The following is a 23,988-nucleotide window of genomic DNA, read 5'->3' on the forward strand; positions in this document are numbered from 1 at the left end:
ATTACTCGTAGAGAGGATGTTTTTAATGTTTGATCAAAATGATGCTTTATCAATAAGCGCCATTCGCACTTTATCTATGGATGCAATTGAAAAGGCGAATTCTGGGCACCCAGGAATGCCAATGGGAGCTGCACCAGTGGCATATACCCTATGGACGCGTTTTATGAATCATAATCCAAATAATCCAAAATGGTTCAATCGTGACCGTTTTGTACTATCAGCTGGGCACGGCTCTATGCTTCTATACAGCCTTTTACATCTTTCTGGTTATGATGTATCAATGGAGGATATTAAAGATTTTAGACAATGGGGAAGCAAAACTCCAGGACATCCTGAGTTCGGTCATACACCTGGTGTAGATGCAACTACAGGTCCTCTTGGTCAAGGAATTGCAATGGCTGTTGGTATGGCGATGGCTGAAAGACATTTAGCTTCCGTTTATAACAAGGACAATATGAATATTGTTGATCATTATACATACAGCATTTGTGGAGATGGCGATCTTATGGAAGGTGTTTCCGCTGAAGCGGCTTCTCTAGCTGGCCATTTAAATTTGGGACGCTTAGTAGTCCTATATGATTCAAATGATATTTCACTTGATGGGGATCTGGACAAATCATTCTCAGAAAGTGTTGCTCAGCGTTTTACTTCATATGGCTGGCAATATATAAGAGTGGATGATGGAAATGACCTTTCTGAAATTGCAAAAGCAATTGAAGAAGCGAAACAAGATGAGAACCGTCCTACACTTATTGAAGTAAAAACTGTAATTGGGTATGGTTCCCCAAATAAATCAGGTAAATCAGATGTTCATGGTGCACCACTTGGTGCGGATGAATTGAAATTAACGAAAGAAGCATATAAATGGACATTTGAAGAAGACTTTCATATTCCTGAAGAAGTTTATGCGCATTTTAGAAAACAAGTGCTAGAACTGGGGGAAAAGAAAGAGCAAGAATGGAATGACATGTTTGCTCAATACAAAAGTGAGTATCCTGAATTAGGTGCACAGCTGGATCAAGCTATTAAAGGGGAGCTTCCTGAGGGATGGGATAAAGATATTCCTGTATATGAAGAAGGAAAAAGCCTTGCTTCTCGTGCTTCATCAGGAGAAGCATTGAATGGCATTTCTAAAAACTTGCCTTCATTTATTGGTGGATCTGCTGACCTTGCAGGATCAAACAAAACGATGATAAAAGGTCAAAAGGACTTTACTCCTGACTCATATGATGGAAAAAATATTTGGTTTGGTGTGCGTGAATTTGCAATGGGTGCTGCATTAAATGGAATGGCTTTACATGGCGGACTAAATGTTTTTGGAGGTACTTTCTTCGTATTCTCTGATTATCTACGTCCAGCAATACGTCTCGCAGCATTAATGAAGCTTCCTGTAACCTATGTATTTACCCACGATAGTATTGCAGTAGGTGAAGATGGTCCTACACACGAACCAATCGAACAATTAGCTGCGTTAAGGGCAATGCCTAATTTATCTGTTATTCGCCCAGCAGATGGGAATGAAACGGCTGCAGCATGGAAGCTAGCAATTGAATCAACAGATAAGCCAACTGCATTAGTATTGACACGTCAAGACCTTCCGACATTAAATGGAACAAGTAAACATGCTTATGATGGGGTATCTAAAGGCGGTTACGTTGTTTCACCAGCTGGAAAAGAGAAGGCAGATGTCCTATTAATTGCTGCAGGTTCAGAAGTGAATTTGGCTGTTGAAGCACAAAAAGTTTTAGCTCTTGAGGATATTTATGCTTCTGTAGTAAGTATGCCTGCATGGGATCGATTCGAAGCTCAGTCCAAGGAATATAAAGAAAGTGTAATTCCGAAAGATGTGAAGAAGAGATTAGCGATTGAAATGGGTTCTTCACTTGGCTGGCATCGATATGCTGGCGATGAAGGTGATGTGCTTGCCATTGATCAATTTGGCGCATCTGCACCTGGTGAAAAAGTAATGGAGGAGTATGGGTTCTCTGTTAGTAATGTCGTTGCACGGGTGAAAGCATTACTGCAAAACTAATAATAGACAAAGAAGAGCGATTCTGCTCTTCTTTTTTTATTAGCTTTTCTAATGATTTAGAGAAAAAACTAACTTTATCTCTGCCCCCCTCAATGTACTCGATCACTAGTGTTGATAACGTGTAAGGATATCGAAAATTTAACAGTCTCTGGCTTTCAGACGAGTCTCCCAGAATAGTAGTGGACACTCTTTCAGAGGAGACTCGTTTTGTACTTATAGGGGGGAAATGGTGCATATACAAATTTAAATTCCATTGACAATATTGTGAATGTTTGTTTTTCGACAAAACAAGAGGAAATTTTCGCCGTCAACAGACAGAATGTTTTGTGAATGTTCATTATAATAGGAAGAAAGGGGGTTGTCCCGGAAGGAGAGGTTTGGATGAGAGCCTATCATTTGTATTTAATTGAAGAGGAGTTTGCTTCCCATTACTTCGGCAGGGAAAAGATGTTTTTTCAGTTATTTCAAGAATACGAGGAATCATCCGGTGCATTGAAATCGATCTTAGCTAAGCAGATTCAATATATTACAAAACCAATACCGGGATTAAAACTTCATCAGTACGTTAATCAACAATTATATAGAAAGAATGATTTTCTCGTCAAAAAAGGTGCATACTATATTAAAATGGGAAAAAGAAGCAATGCAAAGCTTGAGGTGAATGATCAATCTTTAGTTTTAGAAGCAAGCGGAAACTACGATGCGGAAACAATTTTTTTTGAAGTATTAAGGAAAAGTGAGTCTTCTTTTCTGGCAATTGACCTTGAACATCAACGTTATGGTTGGTTAAAACCAATCAAAGAAAGAAAATTCGTCTAAAAATAGAAGAAAATATGAAGCAAATATTGTATAATAACCTTTGGTTTAGTACACTGTATGGTAGACAACACGAAGGAGGAAGTTTTATATGTGGACTTATATTCTAGTCGGTGTTCTAGCTCTTCTTGCTGGAATAGCACTAGGATTTTTCATTGCTCGAAAGTATATGATGAGCTATTTAAAGAAAAATCCGCCAATTAATGAACAAATGCTTAAAATGATGATGATGCAAATGGGCCAAAAGCCTTCACAAAAGAAAATCAATCAAATGATGAACGCCATGAACAAACAAACGAAATAATGGTGGACAAGCAAATCCTTGATACATAAGGGTTTGTCATTCAATTGATAGCCAATATGATACTGGAATTTTCCTAAAGAGAATGTGGAAAGGTTAATCCTTCCCCTAAAATTTCACTTCAATTTGGTTAATCTTTCTTTTTTGCAACCATAAACCACTTTTTCTGTTGAAAGATTCAGCAGAGGGAGTGGTTTTTTGTTGTTGGAAGATGTAATAGAAGAATACTTTTACTACTGTCAAGCTAAGGGATTTACGAAAAAGACCATGATTAATAAGCGCCAAGAACTAAAGCAACTAAAGATGTTTCTCTTTGAAAAAAGAGCGGTTAAAGAATTGGAAAGTGTAACAATTCATGACTTAAAAGCCTATATGACATGGAAGCAAAAAGAGGAATTACAAGCAACAAGTATCGTTTCAATGTTCAAGTTAATTCGAGCGTTTTTTAATTGGTGCGTAAAGGAGGACTATTTAACAGAGAATATTGCGAAAAAAGTGGAATTACCTAAAATGCCGAAGAAGGTCATAAAGGGATTTACTCAAAAAGAAGTTCAATCAATGATAGACGCTTTTTCATTCAAAAACTACATAGATGCCCGTAATAAAGCAATGATTGCGATGATGGCTGATTGCGGACTTAGGGCTATGGAAATTAGAGGATTGCTATCTGAAAATGTAAAAGAAACAACGATTTTAGTTAATGGTAAAGGCAATAAGGAAAGAGTTGTTTTTGTTAGTCCAGCACTAAAAAGAATTTTAATCAAATACGAGAGGATTAAAAGGGAATACTTTCGTGACAGAGAAATAATGAATAATTATTTTCTAAATTACTCTGGTGACAGCCTTTCGCATGCAGGATTATGGAATTCAATAAAAGAAGCTGGTAAAAGAGTAGGTATACAGGATAAGAGGGTATCTCCGCATACATTTAGGCACTTTTACGCTGTTCAATGCTTAACTAATGGTAAAATAGATGTTTACTCTTTATCACGCTTGTTAGGGCATTCTGACATCACTGTGACACAACGCTATCTCCATACAATGAATAATGAACAATTATTGGATAAAGCAATTACTTCTAGCCCCTTAATGAATTTTAAGAAAATGAAGCAATGAGAAAAATGGTGAGAAATCAAGTCCTTTAATGAAATTATAAAAATTAGGGCTATATGTCGATAAAGCAGAAGGTATTCTTCTGCTTTATTATATGAGGGGGCTATTTTACAGGTATTATAGAATTGATTTATTATGAGCCACTCAGAACACATACTCGTATAAAAGTTGATTGAAATTTATTGCGAATACGAAACCAATTCTATATTTTCCTAACAAATTTAAGGGGAAAAACCTTCTCTAAATTGCTACTTCTATTTATCCTTATTGTTTTCTTGATAAACTTTAAATCTGCTTTTAGCACTGACATCGTAATTTATTTAACTTTTCCAATTAAAATTCCGAAACGAATGCATATACTTCGAATGGTCGGGTAATGATTTTCTAAAAAATGAATCTTTATATGATTTAAATGGTAACATTGCATAGTTAATCTATTAACGAATATTGTTCTATTACATCTTGACCGTTTTAAAGTTTTTCTGTAGTATGTATTCAAAGGAAAATTTTAATATCTAATAGTCCATTGAGCTGATTTTAGAGCTAATGGTCATTAACGCTAAAATTGATAGGTGTTTGCCTATTTTATTTGTTGTGCTAATGACTGTTAGCTCTTTTTGTTTTTTCTTTTAAAAAATTGCAATCTCTAAGGAGAAGTAGAAAATATCTAGATTACTTAGTGAATTACATTAGGTAGTTAGTACATAGTTGAGAATTTATTATATAGAAAACTATGTACTATTATTTCGAGTAAAAAGGAGGAGGAAGCTCATGGTATTAATGAGTATAGTTGAAGAAAACAAAAATCAATTTGGAGAGGATTTGCTTAATTTCCTAAATAATTTTCATGGGGATAATACATATGAAATCAGATTTTTTCCAGAAGATATAAGGGAAGGAGTAAATATAAGTGTCATAGTACATGAAAATTATTTTTACACTAACAATAATAAAGGTGAAAAAGTAAAAGTAAATGAATTCACTCTCAAAAATTTTACTGAGTACATAAGTGAATGTTTAATGTTTGCTGGGCATACAGCAGTTTGTTTCACTCCAAACTCACCTAATTTTAATGAAATGAACTCATGTAAGACTACCAATGAACATGTGATAAAGGGTGGAAAAATTAATTGTCAATTTGTAGATATTGATGCACCTAAGGAATTAAGGCGGGATATGGAGAAAATGAAATTTTGGAAACAATCAACAAAAGAACAAATTCTTAGTTTTGGATTAAGACCTAACTTCGTGATAGAGACAAAACATGGTTACCACGTGTACTGGTTATTAGATAATGGAGAACATAGACTCTTTAAACACATTCAGATGCAGTTGGTTCAGTATTTTAATGGTGATAAAAACTGTGTCAATGAATCAAGGGTAATGAGACTACCTTTCTTCTTGCATGTTAAAGACATAGATAACCCATATATTGTAAAGTTGAGGATGAAAGGAGCTGAAAAAAGATATACCCAAGAGGAACTGAAATTAGCATTGCCAGAATTGAAAGAGGAAACTCTTGGAAACATCCTAAAGGAAGATAGTGAACCAATTGATATTAGTGATGCTAGAAGAAAAGATATATTAGAACTTTTAAATAATGAGTTTCAGGCGAATTTCGTAAAAGAGTGTCATGATAAAATTACAATGCATTGCATAATGCCAAGTCATACAGATAGAAGACCTAGTGCGTGGTTTGATAAAAACTATATGTTTTATCATTGTTCTGGCTGTGGTACTCATTATCCTTTAGTTCAACTTGCTAAAGAACTAGGATGGAGGCACATTGTTGAAGTATGGAATAAATATGATATTGATATAGAAGTAGAGTTAATGAGAATAAAGGAACAAATGATTAGTTTGAAAGAACTTCCACATCTTGAATTAACTACATTAGAGCAAAAACAAGTTGATAAGGTGTCATTTAAAATTATTGAAGAACTAAGTACTTTCAACCAACAAATAAACTCAAAACATAAACAATATATCTATGAAATTGTTCAGGTTATGCTTAAGGCAAATAATGATAAACCCTATTTGATTCCCTTAGATATGGGTGGAGGTAAATCTCTAATTATTAAACACTTTCTTCAACAAATGATAAAAGACAATATAAACTATGGTGCAATTATCATAAAGGAAAGAATAAAAGATGTTAAGGAACTAGAAAGACAAATTAATAGTTATATTGGTAAAGAAATTGCAATTGCTATGTATGGATTCGACAAGGATGAATGCTTGTTAAACAAGGAAAATGGAGGGAAGTATGAGGTTTGTGCAGCAAGAAGGGGGAAAGCTTGCTCATTCAAGGACAAATGTCGTTACTACACACAAGGTGAAAACCAACAAAATTATCCTATTGTGTTAATGACTAAGGAAGGATTATATCATCGTTCTAATAATCTGGATGAATATGTAAAATTTAATAATGATAAAGGTGAAATAGCTAAAAGAGAGATGCTATTAATTGATGAAAAACCTAAAATGACTTTTGTTGAATCTTTAAATTCCAAAGAATTTAATAAACGCTCTCAAGACATTCTAGATAACTTAAATTGGCGTAGTTTTGATGGTAACCTTACTATTCTAGATGAGTTTAAAATTGTTGTAGATGAAATAAAGACATATTTAGAAGATGAGTTGTTTGGAAGAGAAATACTCGATTCTTTCAATAATGATTTTTCGTTTTCAAAAGATTTCTGGACTAGATTTAATAGTATATATGACTATGGAGATGATGCTTATAAAATCCCAAAGATTTTAGAAAGTATCATGAAAAATGGTGGTCACATAGAATTTAAAAAGTCGGGGGATGTAAAACTGACAACATCATATTACATTCCTTATGAAAAACTCAATAACTTTAAAACAGTTATTTTTGATGGAACTGCTGATATTGATATTGAGTATCAACATGAAAAGTTTCATGTTTTAAACTGTGAACCAATCAGAACTTATGAAGGACTTACTTTCCATACATGCAATTATATTAGTGGTGCAAAGACTAGCATGAAAGCTGAAGATAAATTAAAAGCTTTTTGTGAAGAAGTAAAAAGGATTGCTAAAGAGAATCCATTAGAAATGATTTATGTCCCAGTTTTCAAAGACAATAAGGATTCTATAAAGGAACTTCTTGATGACTATATTAGTTCAGGAAGAATTATTGTAGCTCATTATGGTTCAACAAGAGGGAGTAATGCGTATAAAGACTGTAGTATAGTTGTTCTTGGCGGAATACTTCACAAAACAGAACATTACTACATCGGTAAAGCAAAGGCTTTATTTGACCAAAGAAATATTTATCTTGAAGACACAACCTGCTCTAATTATGGAAGAATGCGAAGATTCAATGATACAAATATAGAACTTGTAAAGCTACTTGATATGTTAGTGGATTACTCGCAAGAAATTAAACGCAGTAATCAAAGAGATAATACTAAAAATGTAGAAGGGAAAGTATATCTCTTCCATCGTGACACCGTTTTGTTAGACTTGATTGGAACGAAATTTCCAAGGTGCAAATTTGTTGATTGGAATCCGATGAACATAGTTGAATTGAAGGTTTATAGCAAGAGTAACAATAAAAATGTGCAGGCAATATATGACTATATAAAAAACAACTCACATAAACAGAAAATTTCCTATACAGAAATAAGGGAATCAGTCAATATGAAGTTAAGACAGTTTTCTGATACTATGAGAAAGAATTCAAGTATTAAAGCATTAATCAGTGAACATGGCTATATAGTTAAAAGAGATGAAAAGGATAGTAGGAAAAAGGTGTTGTTTAAATCCTAACCAATAAATATTGTACATAGTTTTCTATATAATAATATGGGGGCTATGTACTATTTTTTTTGGTCTTGGAAGATAGGAATTTACATTGTATGACTAAATTATACTTTTTATAAGTGCTAAATAAAGTACTTAATATTTAAATATAACATAAATAAATTAATTATATAAATAGGTATATTGTATTATTTTCGGGTATTTTTGTCGAAATTTATTGTAATAGCTAGTTGTATGTAGTATATTTTCTTGGAAATAAGCTTATTTTAATCCAAATGATATGGAGGATTCTAATGTTGCCAATTACAAAGTATCGAGTATCAGAAAGTCATAGAATGTTATTGGAAATTTTGTTTAATGAGATAGATGAGGAACTTGAAAATGATATATTAGAATTTATTAATGAAGAAATTGCAGTAGAGGAAGATAACCTTTATGTCTATTTTGAGAAGATTTCTATTGACGACATATTGTATTGGCTTGACGAATATGGGATGAATTGGAATCCATCTAGTGGTATTTATGGAATCATCATTGATGAGATTAGGTATTCCCCATATTGTGAAAAATTGTGGTTAGAACTAGAAATTAAACGATGGATGACTGAACATAATGGTAAAACTCCCTGTAGAGATGATATGAAGGAAGCTGATGGTTTCCCATCAGCATATCAGTTTCAAAAATGGTTTAATACCACTAAATGGAACGATATATTAACAGTTGTTGGAATACAACCCAATAATCAATTTTGGACGTATGAAGAGGAAAGATTTATAAAGGAAAATTGGAATGTTATGTCTGATGATGAACTAGCGTTTTCATTAAACAAAACCACAAGTGGTATAAGGTACAAAAGGAATGAGTTAGAATTATTTAGACAGAAACAAAAGCAAACATGGCTTAAATGGGAAATTGAATTTTTACAAGCGAACTTTTTAGAAGGTGAAAAAGAATCGATATGTGAAATGCTTGCCCCTAGAAAATGGGAAACAATTCGTGCGTATGCTACAAAAATATTAAAATTGAAAAGACAACATAGACTTTACAAGTATCAAATTGGAAAGGAAAAGAGAAAATGTAAAAAATGTATTAAGGTCTATCCTGAGTCCGTAGATTTTTTTTATAAGGACAGAAAAGGGTATAGAACAATGTGTATAGATTGTTACAATATGACTCAAGAAAGGTTGGCAAGAGAGAAAGGTGTGATGACTAGAAAATTAATTCGGGAAAAGTTTGAAAAGGGACAGAGCTATTGTGGAAAATGTAATAATTGGAAAAGTGTTTATGATTTCAGGAATAATTTCAATGATTTAAACCAATTACATAGATGGTGTGAAGAATGTGAAAAGAAATATTTAAAAGAATACTACTTGAAGAATAAATATGGTGAAAATTATGAAGAGATGTATTTTGAAGAAAAACAATTCCTATTTGATTTGAATGGGTGTAAATGGGATTCTGAGGATGAGAGGGACATTGCAAATTGGTTAATCAACAATCAATTTGATTTTGAGAGAGGTCCATACTATAAAGATGTTTTTGAAGGAGAATTTTCGAAAAGGCGGTTTGACTGGAAATTATTTGTTAATAAAGAAATTTATTTTGTTGAGTATTTTGGATGGTGGAATTGCTATTCTAATTCCGAGCGAATTATCAGGTATACTAAGAAAGCTAAAAAGAAACTAAAAAAGCTCTATAAGCATCGTCATAAGTATAACTTTATTGTAATTTTTCCATGTGATTTGAATAAAAAAGATTTGAGTCAGATTTTTTCAAAGAAATCATTTTAAAATAAAACCCTTAAAAAAGTTCAGTAAAAATACTTACGAGCTTTTTTAAGGGTTTTACTATTAATTTTAAATTTATAATTTACAACTAGAATGTTTTAAAAACTTTTAGAAGACAGTGACTATACGTATTTTACAATACATGAAATGAATATTGGTTTACGAAGCAATAATGGTTGCAATTTCATTTTCAGCCTTAATCGTATTAGTGTTCATAGCAGTTGTTTCTCATACGAAAATAAATAACCCATCCTACAACCGACCAAAGTTAGAGGGTTAAATCTCAACCAAATATTTATATAGTCACTGCACCTCATATGAATATTATACCATTTATTTCTATTTATATGAATTTTATTTCCTCTATGTTGAATAAAATATACATTTTACTCAGTATAATCTTTTTGATTTATATTATGAATGGTTCAAGGTGTAAACCAAGTTTAAATCTGGAAATAGACACGGCTTACGAAGCACCAATGTATTTAAAGCTTCTTAGCCTTAATCGTATCAGTAATCAGGGTAGTTAGTTCTCTAACAAAAAAGAAATAACCCACCCTGCATCGGACAAATGTTAGGCGATGGGTTATTTCTCTAAGTCCTACTTGAGTCACTGCACTTCTTGTAAATAGCATACAATTTTTCCTGTTATTTGTAAAGTTAAGGTGGAGAAGTGGTGTTAATTTAATATTCAAGAAGTTTTCTCACTTATCCTCTTAGCGTCAGTACTCTTTATTTGAGTAAAAAATTTTATGTTGTTAACTTGCATCTCAATTTATGCAATATTTCCTCTCATAGCGTATAACAAATCCACCGTTGACATTTGTGGAAGTCTTTCTATAAACTCGCTTGCATGATAATGGTCGCTAAAATTGAAGGAACTGAAGTTCACCTAGAGAAGCTAGTGCATCGTGAGATTTACTCAAGGCGAGTGAATAGAGATTTAATATCATAAAATTTGTTACTTCAATGTTGGAAGACAAAATAACAACACCATACTCACAATTTACTGGAACAATAATACCTTCAAGGTGCTTTCCTTCTAAAATGTCATTATCTAAGACCACACTTATTTCGTTCAGGAATAACACTTCCTTTTTACTATATGACTACATAATTTGACAAGTAGTGCTAAATACCTGTCATAAACTTTGACAAATCGTTACAATATATTTAACTGTACTTTGTACTCGTGTTCTAGAAGGACTGGTAGTTGGATGAGGCTAAAAAACATCCAATATTGGTTAGTGGATTGTGTAGAGGGGGATTGTCAATGGATGAGTTGAGAAAGATAATTGCAAAATTAAAGAGTTCAATGGTCAAGCCAGATTTAAAAATTTTTATATATTTAATGGGAAGAACAACATCTTATAGAGAAGTACAAGAAATATATAACGAACTTCAATTGTTAGGATTAAAACCCAATAAAAGGATTTATTCAATATTATTACACTTAACTGAGAATTTTCATGAGGCGCAAAAAATAATGGCTGAGCTAGAACAGAAGAAGTACAAGAACCTTAATACAGAATTCTACATTGCTTTAGTCAGTAAAACGGAGACAATAGAAGATGGGAGGGCATTAATCAAAGAACTTAATAGAAAGGTTTAGAGTTGCAAGAGGGTATCTTAAGGTATAGAAATATCCAAAAGGAAGCAAGAAAAGAATTAAGACAGAATTTAAGAAATTCTTGTCCAAATTTACCTTTAGACACTCTAATGGAAATCCCAGAGCTTGAACCTGTTAAGCGTTCAAGAGAATTTCAAGCACATGATGAATCTACAAGAAGTAAAATAGTATTTGAGTATTTATTTAACTCAAGGACACATCGTTGGTTAGATGAAAATGTAATTGGTCTTAATCCATCTGAAAGCCGTGGTTACCAAGCAATGGGCATTTTACATCATATTGGCTTAAAGGATAAACATAAAGGTATCTTTAAAGATTACATTTTAGGAGAAGCGATAAGCGTCTTAGAACAACAGAAAAATGATTTTCAAATGGTAATTGAGTGTCTAGTTAGGTTTAACATAAAAGAACAAAATGATGAATTAGTTAACCTAATTACAAATGATATAGATTCAGAGCTATTTGAAGATGAGGTATATCATAAGGATGGTGCTACTTCTTATTATTATGGTAAGCGTTATGAGAGGAATCCTCATAATAGGGCAAAAGCTATTGAAATACATGGACTGAATTGTGTTGGATGTGGATTTAACTTTGAGAAAGTGTATGGGGAGCGGGGAAAAGATTTTATAGAAATACATCATATTAAACCGCTTAGCACGATTCAAGTAGAGGTATTGGTTAATCCCGAGACAGACTTAGTTCCTGTTTGTAGTAATTGCCACCGTATGATACATAGAAGAAAAGATGAAGTATTAACGATTGAAGAGTTAAGAGAAATGATAAAAAGAAACATTTGAGATTAATTAGTACATAGTTTTCAATAAACTTAATAATAGAACTGTGTACTATTAAGGAGCAATAAAATACATGTTATCAAAAATATTGAAGGGCTTTTCTAAGAAAAAGCCATCTAAAGAAGAATCTATTACATCTACAACTAAGCATAAAGATAGTAAGGCTAAGGTTACACCTGCAAGAATTGGGGAAATTGGTGAATACAAAATAAATATTCAACTTGACCAACTTTCTAAAAACTGTAGGTATCTACAGGATATATTAATTCCAAATCGATATTCAAAATCAGGTTTCTCTCAAATTGACCACATTGTAATCACCCCTTACACATTATTTGTAATCGAGACTAAGAATTATACGGGGACTATATATGGTGATAGAAATAGAGCTAAGTGGTGCGTTAATGGTAAATTTCCAATGATGAATCCATTTAATCAAAATTATGGTCATATTCAGGCAATTAAAGCGGTTCTAGAAACAACAGAAGATGCACAATATGTATCAATGGTGTCTTTTAATAGAAGATGTACATTTAAAATGAATGAAGAATTAAGAAAGATACAATCTAATGATTTAATAGTTTATGATACAGAGTTATCTGAGTTTATTAATAGAAAGATAAGTGTACTTAAGCTTTTGTATCAAAAACCAATATATTCCAATGATGAAATGCAGGATATGTATAACAAATTAATGAGTATGAATATTACTGATTCAAAAATAAAAGACTTACATGTTGAAAGATTGAAAAATATGGATAGTGAAAAGGCTGTTAGGAGTGAGGAAACAGTATCAACATGTTTTACATGTGGGAAGGAAGTCTCTGAGAAAGTTAAGTCATATTGTTTTTCAAACAATAAACGGTTTAATGGTAATATATATTGTTATGAACATCAAGAACCTCGTCAGTAAAGAATGATGAGGTTTTTATTTTGGAAGTGTTAAAATGTTTGCTTGTAAAGGTATACTTTCTGGGCTGTGAAAAAACAGTCCTTTTTCAAGTTTATTAAAGACATTAGAGAATTTATAAACGTTTATAAATCTAACGACTTTAATAAAACTCTTAATAATAAATGTATCATTTGAGTACACCCTATTGATACATTATTGAGCGCTTGGTATACTTAGCTTATTAGTGTCTCATATACATGTATCAAAATGAAGGATGGGTTGTTTGATATGAAATTTGGGTATGGTCGTGTGTCGTCTGCGGGGCAAAATTTAACTGCACAAATTAATCAACTCCAAGAAGCAGGGTGTGAAACAATCTTTAAGGAGAAGGTTAGTGGAAGAAGAAAAGAGGACAGGAAACAATTCAACTTGCTCCTTGAGACAGTACAAGAAGGTGACACAATTGTTGTTACGAAATTAGACAGGTTTGCAAGAAGTACAAAGGATGCTTTGAACACTATCGAATACTTAAATAGTAAAGGTGTATATCTTATTGTCCTGAATATGGGTGGAGATAAGATTGATACAGGAACGGCAATTGGTAAGTTAATGATTACGGTTCTATCTGGTATAGCTGAATTTGAAGCCGACATGATTAAGGAAAGACAGTTAGAGGGGATTGAAGATGCTAAAAAGAGAGGAGTTTACAAAGGTCGACCAAAGAAATATACAGAGAAAAATCCTAAGTTACAACATGCTTTAGATTTATTTAATCATAGAAATAGAAAAGATGCTAAGACCAAAACAGTCAAAGAAATAGAAGCTATAACTGGTATTAGTAGAGCCACTTTGTATAGGGTAGCAAGAGAACTGAAAAAGTAAAACTGGACTCTCTATAGAGTCTTTTTTATTTTTGAATATATAATTTTAATGATAAATTCTTACATTTATATAGTAAAATATATCTATAGTGAAAACATGGACATATAGTGTTTGATTTATAGGAGGAGAGGGAAGTGTTAGACACTTACGATTACATAGAAACTATTATTACAGATTTAAAAGGAACTACGGATATTAATTTTCAAGTAAAAGTAGGGGAAATCTTAAAAGTTTATTGTAATTCAAAAAATTATACATATGAAATGCCAAACTCATCTGGTGGAGATGATAAAAATGATGGTTGGATAATAGAACTAAAAAGGTTTTATCAAATATATTCTCCTCAACAATTAAGAGGTTCATTAAAACAGGATATTCAAAAGAAGTTTAGTGAAGACCTCGAGAAGTTATTAGAACTCTTATATATCGATGGAAAATGGGATGGTGAAATCAAAGAATTTATTTTTATTGTTAATACCATAGATAGAAATCTTCCTCATGATAGTGAAAGATACTTTCAAAACGAAAGGAACAAATATGAAGCTAAATATAGTATTTCATTCATTGCAAAAGTTGTTAATATCGATTATATAAGGGAATTATTAGAGGAACTAGGTATACATGAATTACGTAAGTTAAGTGCAAGATTAAAAGTTAATTCTATTATTGATTATAATGCAATGAGTTCTAGACTATTCTATGAGTTTATAGACATATTAAATGAAGGAATCCAGAATAAATTCAGGGGACAAATTAAAACCAATAGCTCTGACTATAATCGGCTTTCATCTCCCTCAAAAATAACATTAAACAAATTAAATGATATTGCAGACGAAATTGAAGATATAATGTTGGAATTACATTTATTAGAAGAAATTGTTAGCACAGTATATCAAGATATTAATTATATTGATAAATTTGAACGTGTTGTTTCATATATTATTCAAGAATACGAAGACCTTTCAAAAGAGTGTAATGGTGTTGAACTTTATAATAAGATTATTCAAAATCTAATAGCATTTGGGGAGTATAAAAGAAGTTTTATGTTTCCAGCAAAAATTTTAGTAGTATACATCTTTGATAAATGTGACATCTTTGAAAAAGAAAAAGTGAGTTGTTAAAATTATGATTCTACCGAATAAGTATGTTTCTAATTCAGAAAGTTTAATTGGTTTATCGGCATTAATATTAAGTGTAATAGGCAAAAAAACTATTCATTTAGATAAATTATGGAAGATGTTTGAAAAGAAATATATTAATGAAAAGTTAAATAACCCTCCGACGTATCAAAAGTTCATTTTAACATTAAATCTTATGTTTATGGTGGGAATGATTGAGTATACTGAAGAAGGAGAAATCTATAATGAAAATATTAAATCTAATAGTGAATAATCCAAATGGTGAGAAAGTCCGAGAAGTTTCATTTGAAAAAGATGGAATTTCCATTATTTACGGTAAAGTTAACAAGCCTGATGATGAAAAAGAAACTTCTAACAGTATCGGGAAAACTTTATTTTTAAAGTTTATTGATTACATATTTGGTGCTAATGAAAATGGAGAAATGATAAAGCCTAAAATATATGGTTGGTATCTAGAAGCTCTTATTGAATTTGAAGCAAATATATTTAAAGTAAAAAGAGTACTGGGGAAATCTGAATTAATAGTTAATGGTAAAACATATGAGTTAGGTGAATACAAAGAACTTTTTAAGATTGATAGAAAGCTATACAGTAAGCAGGTTTTTCTTTCGCAAAAAAGTAATCTAATTAGTATGAGAACGGAAGCAAGTTTAGATGATTATACCTCCTTATTCAAATTATTAGAGTTAAAAGATTTAACCAATGAGTCCAATGAATATTATGGAATACAGAATACAATTAAAGAATTATCAGCACTTGAAAAAAGAGTCATGCAGTTCTTTGATGGTATAGAACTATCAAAAATTGAAGAAAGAATATTTTTGATTAAGAAATCAATTAGTGAGAAAGAAAAGGAACTGGAAATTTTAGATGAGAGAATAACAAATATCCAAATTGGCAAAGAAAAATCTGATTTTATAGATGAATATGCTGATAAAAATTATCACTTGAAATTAATGCAGGTGGAGTATCAGAAGTTAAAGTTGGAATATAAAAGATTATCTAAATCACTAGAAGAATTGAAACAAGTAGATATTTCTTCTCAAGATTTAAAGAAATTATTTGATAGAGCTAAATTTGAAATACCTGAATTAATTATAAAAAGGTTAGAAGAGGTTGAGAAGTTCCAAAAAAATATTTACTCAGATAGAAAGGCATTAACCGAAGAGAAATTAAGGGAGCTAGCTCATAAGAAGACAAATTTAAAAACAAGTATAGATATATCCCAAAAAGAAATTGAAAAAATTGCTCATATTATATCTCAAAATGAAATCTATCAAGAATCAATGGCAATCTACAAAGAAAAGAGCATGGAATTACAAAAGCTCATGTATCAACAAGGAGAATTGTCAAAAATTGATGGAATAATAAAACAAAGAAAGGATGAAGAAGACAAATTAGCTAAAAAATATATTGATGTTAAAAATGCTTATTCAAATTATTACGATGCAATAGATACATACAAAAACTTCATATATCAAATGGTACATGACATTTATACGGATAAAGTAGAAGCATATTTTTCTGTTAAGTTAAAAAATCGACATAAAAGGAATCGACCATTTGCAATTGAATTAAACTTAACAGGTGACACAGGAGAAGGTGTTGGAGAAGTTCGTAAGTTATTAATAGACTTACTTGTCCTTAGGTATAACAAATTATTAGAAATACTAATACAAGACTCTTCTTGTTTCTCAGGTATTGATAACCGACAAGTCTCAAACCTAATTAAAATAGGACACAATATAGGAAAGAAAAGTGGTAAACAATATATTATTTCTATTAATGATTATCAGCTAAATAAGAAAGATATAGAATTAATGAAATTAATAAGTGCATATACAAAAATAGAATTAGATGAGAATGATAAATTGCTTAAATTTGACTTTTAGAGTTTATCTCTCTTTTTAAAGCCTGCTCTGATTCTCTCAAATTAATTAGTTTATAAGATATCAATATGATGATTATTTATATTGAGCGAATGTCAGTTTTTTTAAACTGTGTATTCATGGAGTGATGAAATAAAGTGATACAGTTTTTAAAGCATTGTAAATACTGTTTCAATAATTATACATTACCACCACATATAAATAGGAAGAAAGAAGTTAAATATCGTTGATTTAATCACGTTTTAAAAAATCATTATCTCTTACAGAGAATATTATAATAAATTTTGGACACTCAGAAGGGTGTCTTTTTGTTTCTAGTGGCAGGGTATGCAGATTAGATGGATTATAAAAGATAATTAACTTTTTTAGAAGATGAAAATGCTTTTATTGAGAAGATATTATTTGAGGATGTTATGGGACTTGGGTAAATGAAAGGTTTAAGGGAATATATATAATAGGAAGAAAGATAAACCACAATTAAAAGAATCTATTAAACAATGGTAGACACTCTATTAAATAAGTGGTATATTTTCCTTAACAGAAAAAGTGGTCGGTATGTTGGCTTAAAACATTGATGTATCAATGTTTTATATTTCAAAATTTAAAGCCTTCACAAAAGAAAATCAATCAAATGATGAACGCCATGAACAAACAAACGAAATAATGGTGGACAAGCACTCTTTAATGAGTGCTTTTTCTTTTGGTGTAATCTAAAATAAAAATCTTCCTTATTTTTTCAATATTTGATAAACTATTTAAGTTACCTAATTTGCAGTATGGAAAATAATTGATATTAATACTAAATTCATTTAATACGTAGGAAGTTATGGTTTATCCAATATCGTAATCGTTCATCTACTATCACGGAGGACATGAGTATGAAGGTATTTTTAGATTTAATGTGGTTTTTTAAGCAGGAAAAGAAAGCGTATTTGACTGGAATTATCATTTTATTATTTGTGGCATTTCTTCAGTTAATTCCACCAAAGGTGATTGGACTCTTTGTTGACCATATTAAAAATGATACATTAACAGCAAAAATTATGCTTATATGGATCGGAGTTTTAATTGCTGCGGCTGCAATCATGTATGTCCTGCGCTATTATTGGAGAATAATGATTTTTGGCTCTGCAGTAAAATTGTCAAAGCAATTAAGAAATAATCTTTATCAACACTTTACAAATATGTCTCAATCGTTTTATCAAAAAAAGCGTGTAGGCGATTTGATGGCGCATGCGACCAATGACTTACAGGCGATTCAGCAAACAGCAGGTTCTGGTGTCTTAACTTTAGTTGATTCAATAGCAACTGGTGGTTTTGTTATTATTGCTATGGCCACAACAATAAGCTGGAAATTGACTTTAATTGCATTAATTCCGATGCCGCTTATGGCCATTTTAACTAGCTGGTATGGGACCATGCTGCATAAGAGATTTCATAAAGCACAAGAGGCATTCTCTTCTCTTAATGATAAAACCCAGGAAAGTGTGACGGGCATTAAAGTAATTAAGACATTTGGTCAAGAGAATGAGGATATTCAAGATTTTCGTAAACAATCAGAAGATGTTGTTCAGAAGAATGTATCAGTAGCAAGAATCGATTCATTATTTGATCCAACGATTTCTCTTATAGTAGGTGTTTCTTATTTTCTTTCAATCGCATTTGGTGCAAAGTATGTGCTCAGCGATGAATTGACAATTGGTCAGCTCGTTTCCTTTACTACCTATTTAGGGCTTCTAATTTGGCCGATGCTTGCATTCGGCTGGCTATTTAATATTGTTGAAAGAGGACGTGCATCGAATGATCGTGTGATGACTCTTCTCGCTGAAAAAGCGGACATTATCGATGGAGACAACTCGATTGAGAATGTTCCAAGCGGAGATATTGAATTCAATGTCTCTTCGTTCTCCTACCCGGACGAAAATGAGCCTCTTCTGGAGGATATTTACTTTACCTTAAAAAGAGGAGAAACGCTGGGCATTGTAGGGAAGACAGGTTCAGGTAAAACAACCTTATTAAAATTGCTCATTCGTGAGTTTGAAGGATATAATGGAACGATCCAATTTGCTGGGCACCCCTTATTTAAATATAGGGTAGAGAAACTTAGAGAAGCAATTGGGTATGTTCCACAGGATCATTTCTTATTTTCCTCATCAGTTGCTGAGAATATCGCTTTTACGAATCCTAATGCAGAGATCGATGAAATCTATGGAGCAGCAAGAACAGCAAATATTCATGAGGATATTCTCCAATTTAGTGAAGGCTATGACACTGTCGTTGGAGAAAGAGGGGTTTCCCTTTCTGGAGGACAAAAGCAAAGAATATCCATTGCTAGGGCATTGATTATGAATCCAGAAGTATTAATATTAGATGACTCCTTATCCGCAGTTGATGCCAAAACAGAAGAAGAAATTCTGAATGCACTAAAACAGAATAGGGAAGGAAAAACAACGATTATTACTGCACATCGATTAAGTGCAATCCAGCATGCGAACCTGATCCTTGTCCTTGATGAGGGAAGAATTGTTCAAAGAGGGACACATGAGAAATTAATGCTGGAAAATGGATGGTATAAAGATATGTACCTGCATCAGCAGCTAGAAGAACTTGTGGAGCATGGAGGATAGAAAAATGGAAAAGACGACAGCTATAAAGGGAAAAGAGCAGCGGCAAGTTCTTTTTCGCCTTCTTTCCTATACGAAGCCGCATATGAAAACAATTATACTTGCATTTATATTACTCCTTGTTACGACTGTAGGAGACATATTAGGACCGATATTAATCAAAATATTTATCGATGATTACCTATATCCGCGCAATCTAGTATTTGAACCAATTTTTGCTTTAGGAGCAGCATTTGTAGGTATACAGATAATGAATGTTCTTGTTTCTTATTTTCAGTTACTTAAGTTTCAGGAGATTGCTTTAAAAATTATCCAGCAGCTTCGTGTAGATGTATTTTCGAAAGTACAGGCTCTTGGATTAAAATACTTTGATAAAACACCTGCTGGAAGTATTGTCTCTCGTGTTACCAATGATACTGAAGCAATTAAAGATATGTTTGTCAGTGTATTAGTTACTTTTATTCAAGGTGCTTTTCTAATTATTGGAATATTTATTGCTATGTTTATTTTAAATGTTAAACTGGCCCTTTTTTGCTTAGTGATTCTGCCACTCCTTTTTCTTATCATGAGAGCCTATCGAAAATATAGTTCGATATTTTATCAGGATTTAAGAGAAAGGCTAAGCCAGCTAAATGCGAAGTTAAGTGAATCGCTGCAAGGAATGGCGATCATTCAAGTGTTTCGCCAAGAAAGAAGATTGCGTAAGGAATTTGCGGATATTAATGATCAGCATTATCAGGCAGGAATGCGTAACATAAAAATTGATGGATTATTATTAAGACCAGCAATTGATTTAGTCTATGTTTTTGCGATAATTTTGATATTAAGTTTCTTTGGCATTACATCGTTTAACAGTCCGATTGAAATTGGTGTTTTATACGCTTTTATTAGCTATTTGGACCGTTTCTTTGAACCTGTTAATAATATGATGCAGCGTCTTTCAATGTACCAGCAGGCGATTATTGCAGCTTCTAGAGTGTTTAAGGTAATGGATGAAACGGTGCTTGCACCTGCACAGCAGCAAAAAGATAATAGCAGGATACTAGAGGGAGAAATAGAATTTCGCAATGTCAGTTTTTCTTATGACAACAAAAGGGATGTCCTTAGAGATATCTCATTTACTGCTAAACCAGGGGAAACTGTTGCACTAGTTGGTCATACAGGCAGCGGAAAAAGTTCTATTATTAATTTAATGATGCGTTTTTATGAGTTTGATAGAGGAGAGATTTTTATTGATGGGCAATCTATTAAATCATATTCTAAGAATGAATTGCGAACAAAAATGGGCTTAGTCTTGCAGGATCCCTTTATTTTCTTTGGGACGATTAAGGATAATATCCGCCTTCACAATCATGACATGACAGATGAGGAAATTGAAGCTGCAGCACAATTTGTTCAGGCGCATTTATTTATCGAAAAATTGGAGGATGGGTACAGGCACCAAGTTGTAGAAAGAGGTTCCACTTTTTCAAGTGGACAAAGGCAGCTGCTAGCCTTCGCACGGACAATTGCTGCTAATCCAAAAATCCTTGTCCTTGACGAGGCAACTGCAAATATTGATACAGAGACTGAAGAAGCGATCCAATTAGCCTTAGCGAAGATGAGAAAAGGGCGTACAACCATTGCGATTGCTCACCGGTTATCGACGATTCAGGATGCGGAACTCATTCTAGTCCTTCATCAAGGAGAAATTGTAGAGAGGGGCAATCACCAAGAACTTCTGGCAAAGCGAGGGTTATACCATAAAATGTACCTGCTTCAGAATGGATTGGAAGATCGCGTTGAGGATGTAGTTGGATAATAGGGAAAAATGATAAATAGAAACAAAAAGAAACCAGCAATGTAATATGACCACTGCTGGTTTTTCTAATGTGTAGACACTTGTTTTTTGAAAATATCATTATATTCATTCAATAATTTATCCAATTCTTGGCTATTTCGAATAGCTAGTGAGGAAGTGAATCCATTTTTCATAGCTACTTGAATGAGTTCCTGCCTCTTTTGTTCAATTAATGTAATTAAATCTTGTTTTGACACAGCCAATTTCCTTTCAAGTCTTTTTTACATAATGATCTTACATAAGGTTCCCAGAAAAAAACCATGTAAAAACATGAAAGATTCTAACAAAAATTGTTAGTATTTACTACAGTATAGCGAATTATGGGAAAAAATTCAAAAGAAACTTCTTGGATATCTACAAAATTTTACATATTCATTTTCCAATTGAATTATAACTGACACAAATTGTTCAAATCTAAACATTATCTTTTCATAGGCATATTTGTTAGAATGAGTGAAGACTCAGTATAAACAGGAGAGGGTAAAGATGACAGATTTAAATGTATTTTTAGCGTTAGCAGCTGGCTTTCTAAGTTTTATTTCTCCTTGCTGTTTACCATTATACCCAGCCTTTTTATCTTATATAACTGGAATGTCAGTTGGTGAGCTTAAAGAGGAAAATGCAATGCTTCAAAGGCGCAGCATGTTACATACACTTTTCTTTCTTATTGGATTTTCAATTATTTTTATTGCGATTGGTTTTGGGACTTCCTTTATTGGCAGTTTTTTTGTTGATTATCAAGATTTAATACGTCAAATTGGTGCGATATTTATCTTTTTCTTTGGCTTACTAATCGTTGGGTTTATTAAACCAGAATTCTTATTAAAGGAAAGAAGATTTGAATTTAAAAACCGGCCATCTGGACTAATTGGTTCATCCTTGATTGGTATGGCTTTTGCTGCTGGTTGGACACCATGTACAGGACCAATTTTAGGGGCTGTTATTTCGCTTGCAGCATCCAATCCAAACTCAGCAATGTTTTATATGGTTGCATATATTCTAGGCTTTGCCATCCCATTTTTTATCCTTTCTTTCTTTATCGGAAAAATGAAATGGATTCGCAAGCATAGTGGAACGATTATGAAAATTGGCGGCTATATAATGATGGTAATGGGAGTTGTATTATTTTTTGATTGGATGACTAAGATTATTGCAATTTTAACACCGATATTTGGTGGATTTACAGGATTTTAATTCACGGTGACGAAATTTGTCGTACAATTAGATTTGTGTTTGTACAAAATATTCGATATATTTAAACATGTGTTCTTTTTATCATTTATTTTAAATTATTTTCTTTTTAATAGTTTTCTATGGGTCAATCAGATATAATTGATAGGACTTCCGTTGCATTGATCAAGGAGGAAACAGCTATGGCAAGGATACTGATTATTGATGACGCAAAATTTATGAGAATTACCTTATCGAATATTCTTAAAAAAGCAAATCATGAAATTGTCGGTGAAGGAGAGACGGGAATAGATGCAATTCGTCTATATAGCGAGCTGAATCCCGATTTAGTTACCATGGATATTACGATGCCTGAAATGAGCGGTTTAGAGGCAGTGAAGGAAATTAAGAGAGAATACCCGCAAGCGAAAGTTATTATGTGTTCGGCAATGGGACAACAAAAAATGGTTGTTGAAGCAATTGAGGCAGGCGCAAAGGATTTTATCGTTAAGCCTTTTGATGAAGGCAGAGTAATGGATGCTGTTAATAGAGTATTAAGTTAATGATATAAGCTGACTCAAGGTTTATAAGTCGAACTTATAAATGACCTTTTTGAGTTAGCTTTTTATGTTGAAGTTCCACATTTAAGTTGAATAGGATATAATGTATGATGAAAATAAAGGATGAAGGATGAAAGATAATGAACTATGTTGTTATTACATCGATTGGAGCTATCTGCATGGCTATTTTTGCCATGTTCATCCGAATGAAAGCAGCGAAAAAACCAGCAACTGCAAAAAAGATAATCTTGCCGCCGATCTTCATGAGCACAGGTGCACTAATGTTCATTTTTCCGTACTTTCGTGTAACTCCCTTAGAACTGGCAGAGGCTGTAATTGTAGGATTGCTCTTTTCTATTTTATTAATAAAAACCTCTAAATTTGAAATTAGAGATAAGGACATATACTTAAAGCGTTCAAAAGCATTTCTTTATATATTAATTGGACTGCTAGTCATTCGCATGGCAGGGAAATTAATACTAAGCTCAACGATTGATTATGGCCAGTTAAGCGGAATGTTCTGGATTCTTGCATTTGGAATGATTGTTCCTTGGCGAATAGCGATGTATATAAACTTTAAGAAACTTCAGCAGGAACTTTATGGTTCGGTAAAATAATATTAAAGCCAACGACAATTATGTCGTTGGCTCAGACTGTAGACAAACTTGATGAAAATCGAGTTTGCCTACAGTCTTTTTTGTTTTAAAATAGAAATAGAACAATA

The 23,988-nt window shown here is 32.3% G+C and carries 20 protein-coding genes; 18 read left to right on the forward strand and 2 right to left on the reverse strand.

Features of this window, described 5'->3' with window-relative positions:
- Positions 1-25: 25 nt before the first annotated feature.
- The 6 genes from tkt (at position 26) to ASU02_RS10230 (ending at position 9,844) form a co-directional block, all read left to right on the forward strand.
- Complete coding sequence (gene tkt / locus ASU02_RS10205) at positions 26-2,032, forward strand: transketolase (RefSeq protein WP_057763314.1); 2,007 nt, start codon at positions 26-28, stop codon at positions 2,030-2,032.
- 381 nt (positions 2,033-2,413) lie between these two features.
- Entirely contained in the window at positions 2,414-2,851 is a 438-nt protein-coding gene (gene sirA, locus ASU02_RS10210) for a sporulation inhibitor of replication protein SirA (protein ID WP_057763315.1), read from the forward strand.
- Positions 2,852-2,939: 88 nt separating this feature from the next.
- Positions 2,940-3,152 (forward strand): YneF family protein, encoded by a 213-nt coding sequence (locus ASU02_RS10215; protein ID WP_053475770.1) that lies wholly within the window; start codon positions 2,940-2,942, stop codon positions 3,150-3,152.
- A 198-nt stretch (positions 3,153-3,350) separates the two neighbouring features.
- Positions 3,351-4,265, forward strand: coding sequence for a tyrosine-type recombinase/integrase (locus ASU02_RS10220; RefSeq protein WP_232426221.1), 915 nt, complete (start codon positions 3,351-3,353; stop codon positions 4,263-4,265).
- A gap of 768 nt (positions 4,266-5,033) precedes the next feature.
- Complete coding sequence (locus tag ASU02_RS10225; RefSeq protein WP_057763317.1) at positions 5,034-8,060, forward strand: hypothetical protein; 3,027 nt, start codon at positions 5,034-5,036, stop codon at positions 8,058-8,060.
- A 287-nt stretch (positions 8,061-8,347) separates the two neighbouring features.
- Positions 8,348-9,844 (forward strand): hypothetical protein, encoded by a 1,497-nt coding sequence (locus tag ASU02_RS10230; protein WP_057763318.1) that lies wholly within the window; start codon positions 8,348-8,350, stop codon positions 9,842-9,844.
- A 482-nt stretch (positions 9,845-10,326) separates the two neighbouring features.
- On the opposite strand, the gene ASU02_RS26400 is transcribed toward ASU02_RS10230, so the two are convergent.
- Positions 10,327-10,476 (reverse strand): hypothetical protein, encoded by a 150-nt coding sequence (locus ASU02_RS26400; protein WP_157684505.1) that lies wholly within the window; start codon positions 10,474-10,476, stop codon positions 10,327-10,329.
- Between the two features lie 578 nt (positions 10,477-11,054).
- On the opposite strand from ASU02_RS26400, the gene ASU02_RS10240 reads away from it, so the two are divergent.
- From ASU02_RS10240 to ASU02_RS10280, 9 genes are all read left to right on the forward strand, one after another.
- Positions 11,055-11,453: a hypothetical protein gene (locus ASU02_RS10240; protein WP_157684506.1), complete on the forward strand. Its 399-nt coding sequence runs from the start codon at positions 11,055-11,057 to the stop codon at positions 11,451-11,453.
- Positions 11,454-11,455: 2 nt separating this feature from the next.
- The gene (locus tag ASU02_RS10245) at positions 11,456-12,271 is read left to right on the forward strand and encodes an HNH endonuclease (RefSeq protein ID WP_057763321.1); all 816 of its coding nucleotides are present in this window, start codon (positions 11,456-11,458) and stop codon (positions 12,269-12,271) included.
- Positions 12,272-12,341: 70 nt separating this feature from the next.
- Positions 12,342-13,181, forward strand: a complete 840-nt coding sequence (locus ASU02_RS10250; RefSeq protein ID WP_057763322.1) for a nuclease-related domain-containing protein — start codon at positions 12,342-12,344, stop codon at positions 13,179-13,181.
- Positions 13,182-13,448: 267 nt separating this feature from the next.
- On the forward strand, positions 13,449-14,042 hold the full coding sequence (locus tag ASU02_RS10255) for a recombinase family protein (protein WP_057763323.1): 594 nt from the start codon (positions 13,449-13,451) through the stop codon (positions 14,040-14,042).
- A gap of 134 nt (positions 14,043-14,176) precedes the next feature.
- Entirely contained in the window at positions 14,177-15,163 is a 987-nt protein-coding gene (locus ASU02_RS10260; RefSeq protein WP_057763324.1) for a hypothetical protein, read from the forward strand.
- 4 nt (positions 15,164-15,167) lie between these two features.
- Positions 15,168-15,434 carry an ABC-three component system middle component 6 gene (locus ASU02_RS10265; protein WP_057763325.1) on the forward strand — a complete coding sequence of 89 codons (267 nt, stop codon included), beginning with the start codon at positions 15,168-15,170 and terminating at the stop codon, positions 15,432-15,434.
- A complete protein-coding gene (locus ASU02_RS10270) occupies positions 15,406-17,073 on the forward strand; it encodes a DUF2326 domain-containing protein (protein WP_057763326.1) in 1,668 nt (555 codons plus the stop codon). The genes ASU02_RS10265 and ASU02_RS10270 overlap by 29 nt, the downstream gene beginning before the upstream one ends.
- 875 nt (positions 17,074-17,948) lie before the next feature.
- Positions 17,949-19,697: an ABC transporter transmembrane domain-containing protein gene (locus ASU02_RS10275; protein ID WP_057763327.1), complete on the forward strand. Its 1,749-nt coding sequence runs from the start codon at positions 17,949-17,951 to the stop codon at positions 19,695-19,697.
- Positions 19,698-19,701: 4 nt separating this feature from the next.
- On the forward strand, positions 19,702-21,495 hold the full coding sequence (locus ASU02_RS10280) for an ABC transporter ATP-binding protein (protein ID WP_057763328.1): 1,794 nt from the start codon (positions 19,702-19,704) through the stop codon (positions 21,493-21,495).
- 65 nt (positions 21,496-21,560) lie between these two features.
- On the opposite strand, the gene ASU02_RS10285 is transcribed toward ASU02_RS10280, so the two are convergent.
- Positions 21,561-21,731, reverse strand: a complete 171-nt coding sequence (locus tag ASU02_RS10285) for an aspartyl-phosphate phosphatase Spo0E family protein (protein WP_057763329.1) — start codon at positions 21,729-21,731, stop codon at positions 21,561-21,563.
- Between the two features lie 289 nt (positions 21,732-22,020).
- Here ASU02_RS10285 and ASU02_RS10290 point away from each other — a divergent pair, with 289 nt between their 5' ends.
- From ASU02_RS10290 to ASU02_RS10300, 3 genes are all read left to right on the forward strand, one after another.
- Positions 22,021-22,728 carry a cytochrome c biogenesis CcdA family protein gene (locus ASU02_RS10290; protein WP_057763330.1) on the forward strand — a complete coding sequence of 236 codons (708 nt, stop codon included), beginning with the start codon at positions 22,021-22,023 and terminating at the stop codon, positions 22,726-22,728.
- A gap of 179 nt (positions 22,729-22,907) precedes the next feature.
- Complete coding sequence (locus tag ASU02_RS10295; RefSeq protein WP_057763331.1) at positions 22,908-23,267, forward strand: response regulator; 360 nt, start codon at positions 22,908-22,910, stop codon at positions 23,265-23,267.
- A 137-nt stretch (positions 23,268-23,404) separates the two neighbouring features.
- On the forward strand, positions 23,405-23,881 hold the full coding sequence (locus ASU02_RS10300) for a CcdC family protein (protein ID WP_057763332.1): 477 nt from the start codon (positions 23,405-23,407) through the stop codon (positions 23,879-23,881).
- Positions 23,882-23,988: the final 107 nt, after the last annotated feature.

The sequence above is a fragment of the Cytobacillus praedii genome, from assembly GCF_001439605.1.
Lineage (GTDB): Bacteria > Bacillota > Bacilli > Bacillales > Cytobacillaceae > Cytobacillus > Cytobacillus praedii.

Coding starts and splice junctions, on each gene's coding strand:
- ASU02_RS26400 (WP_157684505.1), bottom strand. CDS start 10,476: ATGCTATTTACAAGAAGTGCAGTGACTCAAGTAGGACTTAGAGAAATA.
- ASU02_RS10230 (WP_057763318.1), top strand. CDS start 8,348: ATGTTGCCAATTACAAAGTATCGAGTATCAGAAAGTCATAGAATGTTA.
- ASU02_RS10280 (WP_057763328.1), top strand. CDS start 19,702: ATGGAAAAGACGACAGCTATAAAGGGAAAAGAGCAGCGGCAAGTTCTT.
- ASU02_RS10300 (WP_057763332.1), top strand. CDS start 23,405: ATGAACTATGTTGTTATTACATCGATTGGAGCTATCTGCATGGCTATT.
- tkt (WP_057763314.1), top strand. CDS start 26: ATGTTTGATCAAAATGATGCTTTATCAATAAGCGCCATTCGCACTTTA.
- ASU02_RS10215 (WP_053475770.1), top strand. CDS start 2,940: ATGTGGACTTATATTCTAGTCGGTGTTCTAGCTCTTCTTGCTGGAATA.
- ASU02_RS10255 (WP_057763323.1), top strand. CDS start 13,449: ATGAAATTTGGGTATGGTCGTGTGTCGTCTGCGGGGCAAAATTTAACT.
- ASU02_RS10275 (WP_057763327.1), top strand. CDS start 17,949: ATGAAGGTATTTTTAGATTTAATGTGGTTTTTTAAGCAGGAAAAGAAA.
- sirA (WP_057763315.1), top strand. CDS start 2,414: ATGAGAGCCTATCATTTGTATTTAATTGAAGAGGAGTTTGCTTCCCAT.
- ASU02_RS10265 (WP_057763325.1), top strand. CDS start 15,168: ATGATTCTACCGAATAAGTATGTTTCTAATTCAGAAAGTTTAATTGGT.
- ASU02_RS10270 (WP_057763326.1), top strand. CDS start 15,406: ATGAAAATATTAAATCTAATAGTGAATAATCCAAATGGTGAGAAAGTC.
- ASU02_RS10250 (WP_057763322.1), top strand. CDS start 12,342: ATGTTATCAAAAATATTGAAGGGCTTTTCTAAGAAAAAGCCATCTAAA.
- ASU02_RS10225 (WP_057763317.1), top strand. CDS start 5,034: ATGGTATTAATGAGTATAGTTGAAGAAAACAAAAATCAATTTGGAGAG.
- ASU02_RS10295 (WP_057763331.1), top strand. CDS start 22,908: ATGGCAAGGATACTGATTATTGATGACGCAAAATTTATGAGAATTACC.
- ASU02_RS10290 (WP_057763330.1), top strand. CDS start 22,021: ATGACAGATTTAAATGTATTTTTAGCGTTAGCAGCTGGCTTTCTAAGT.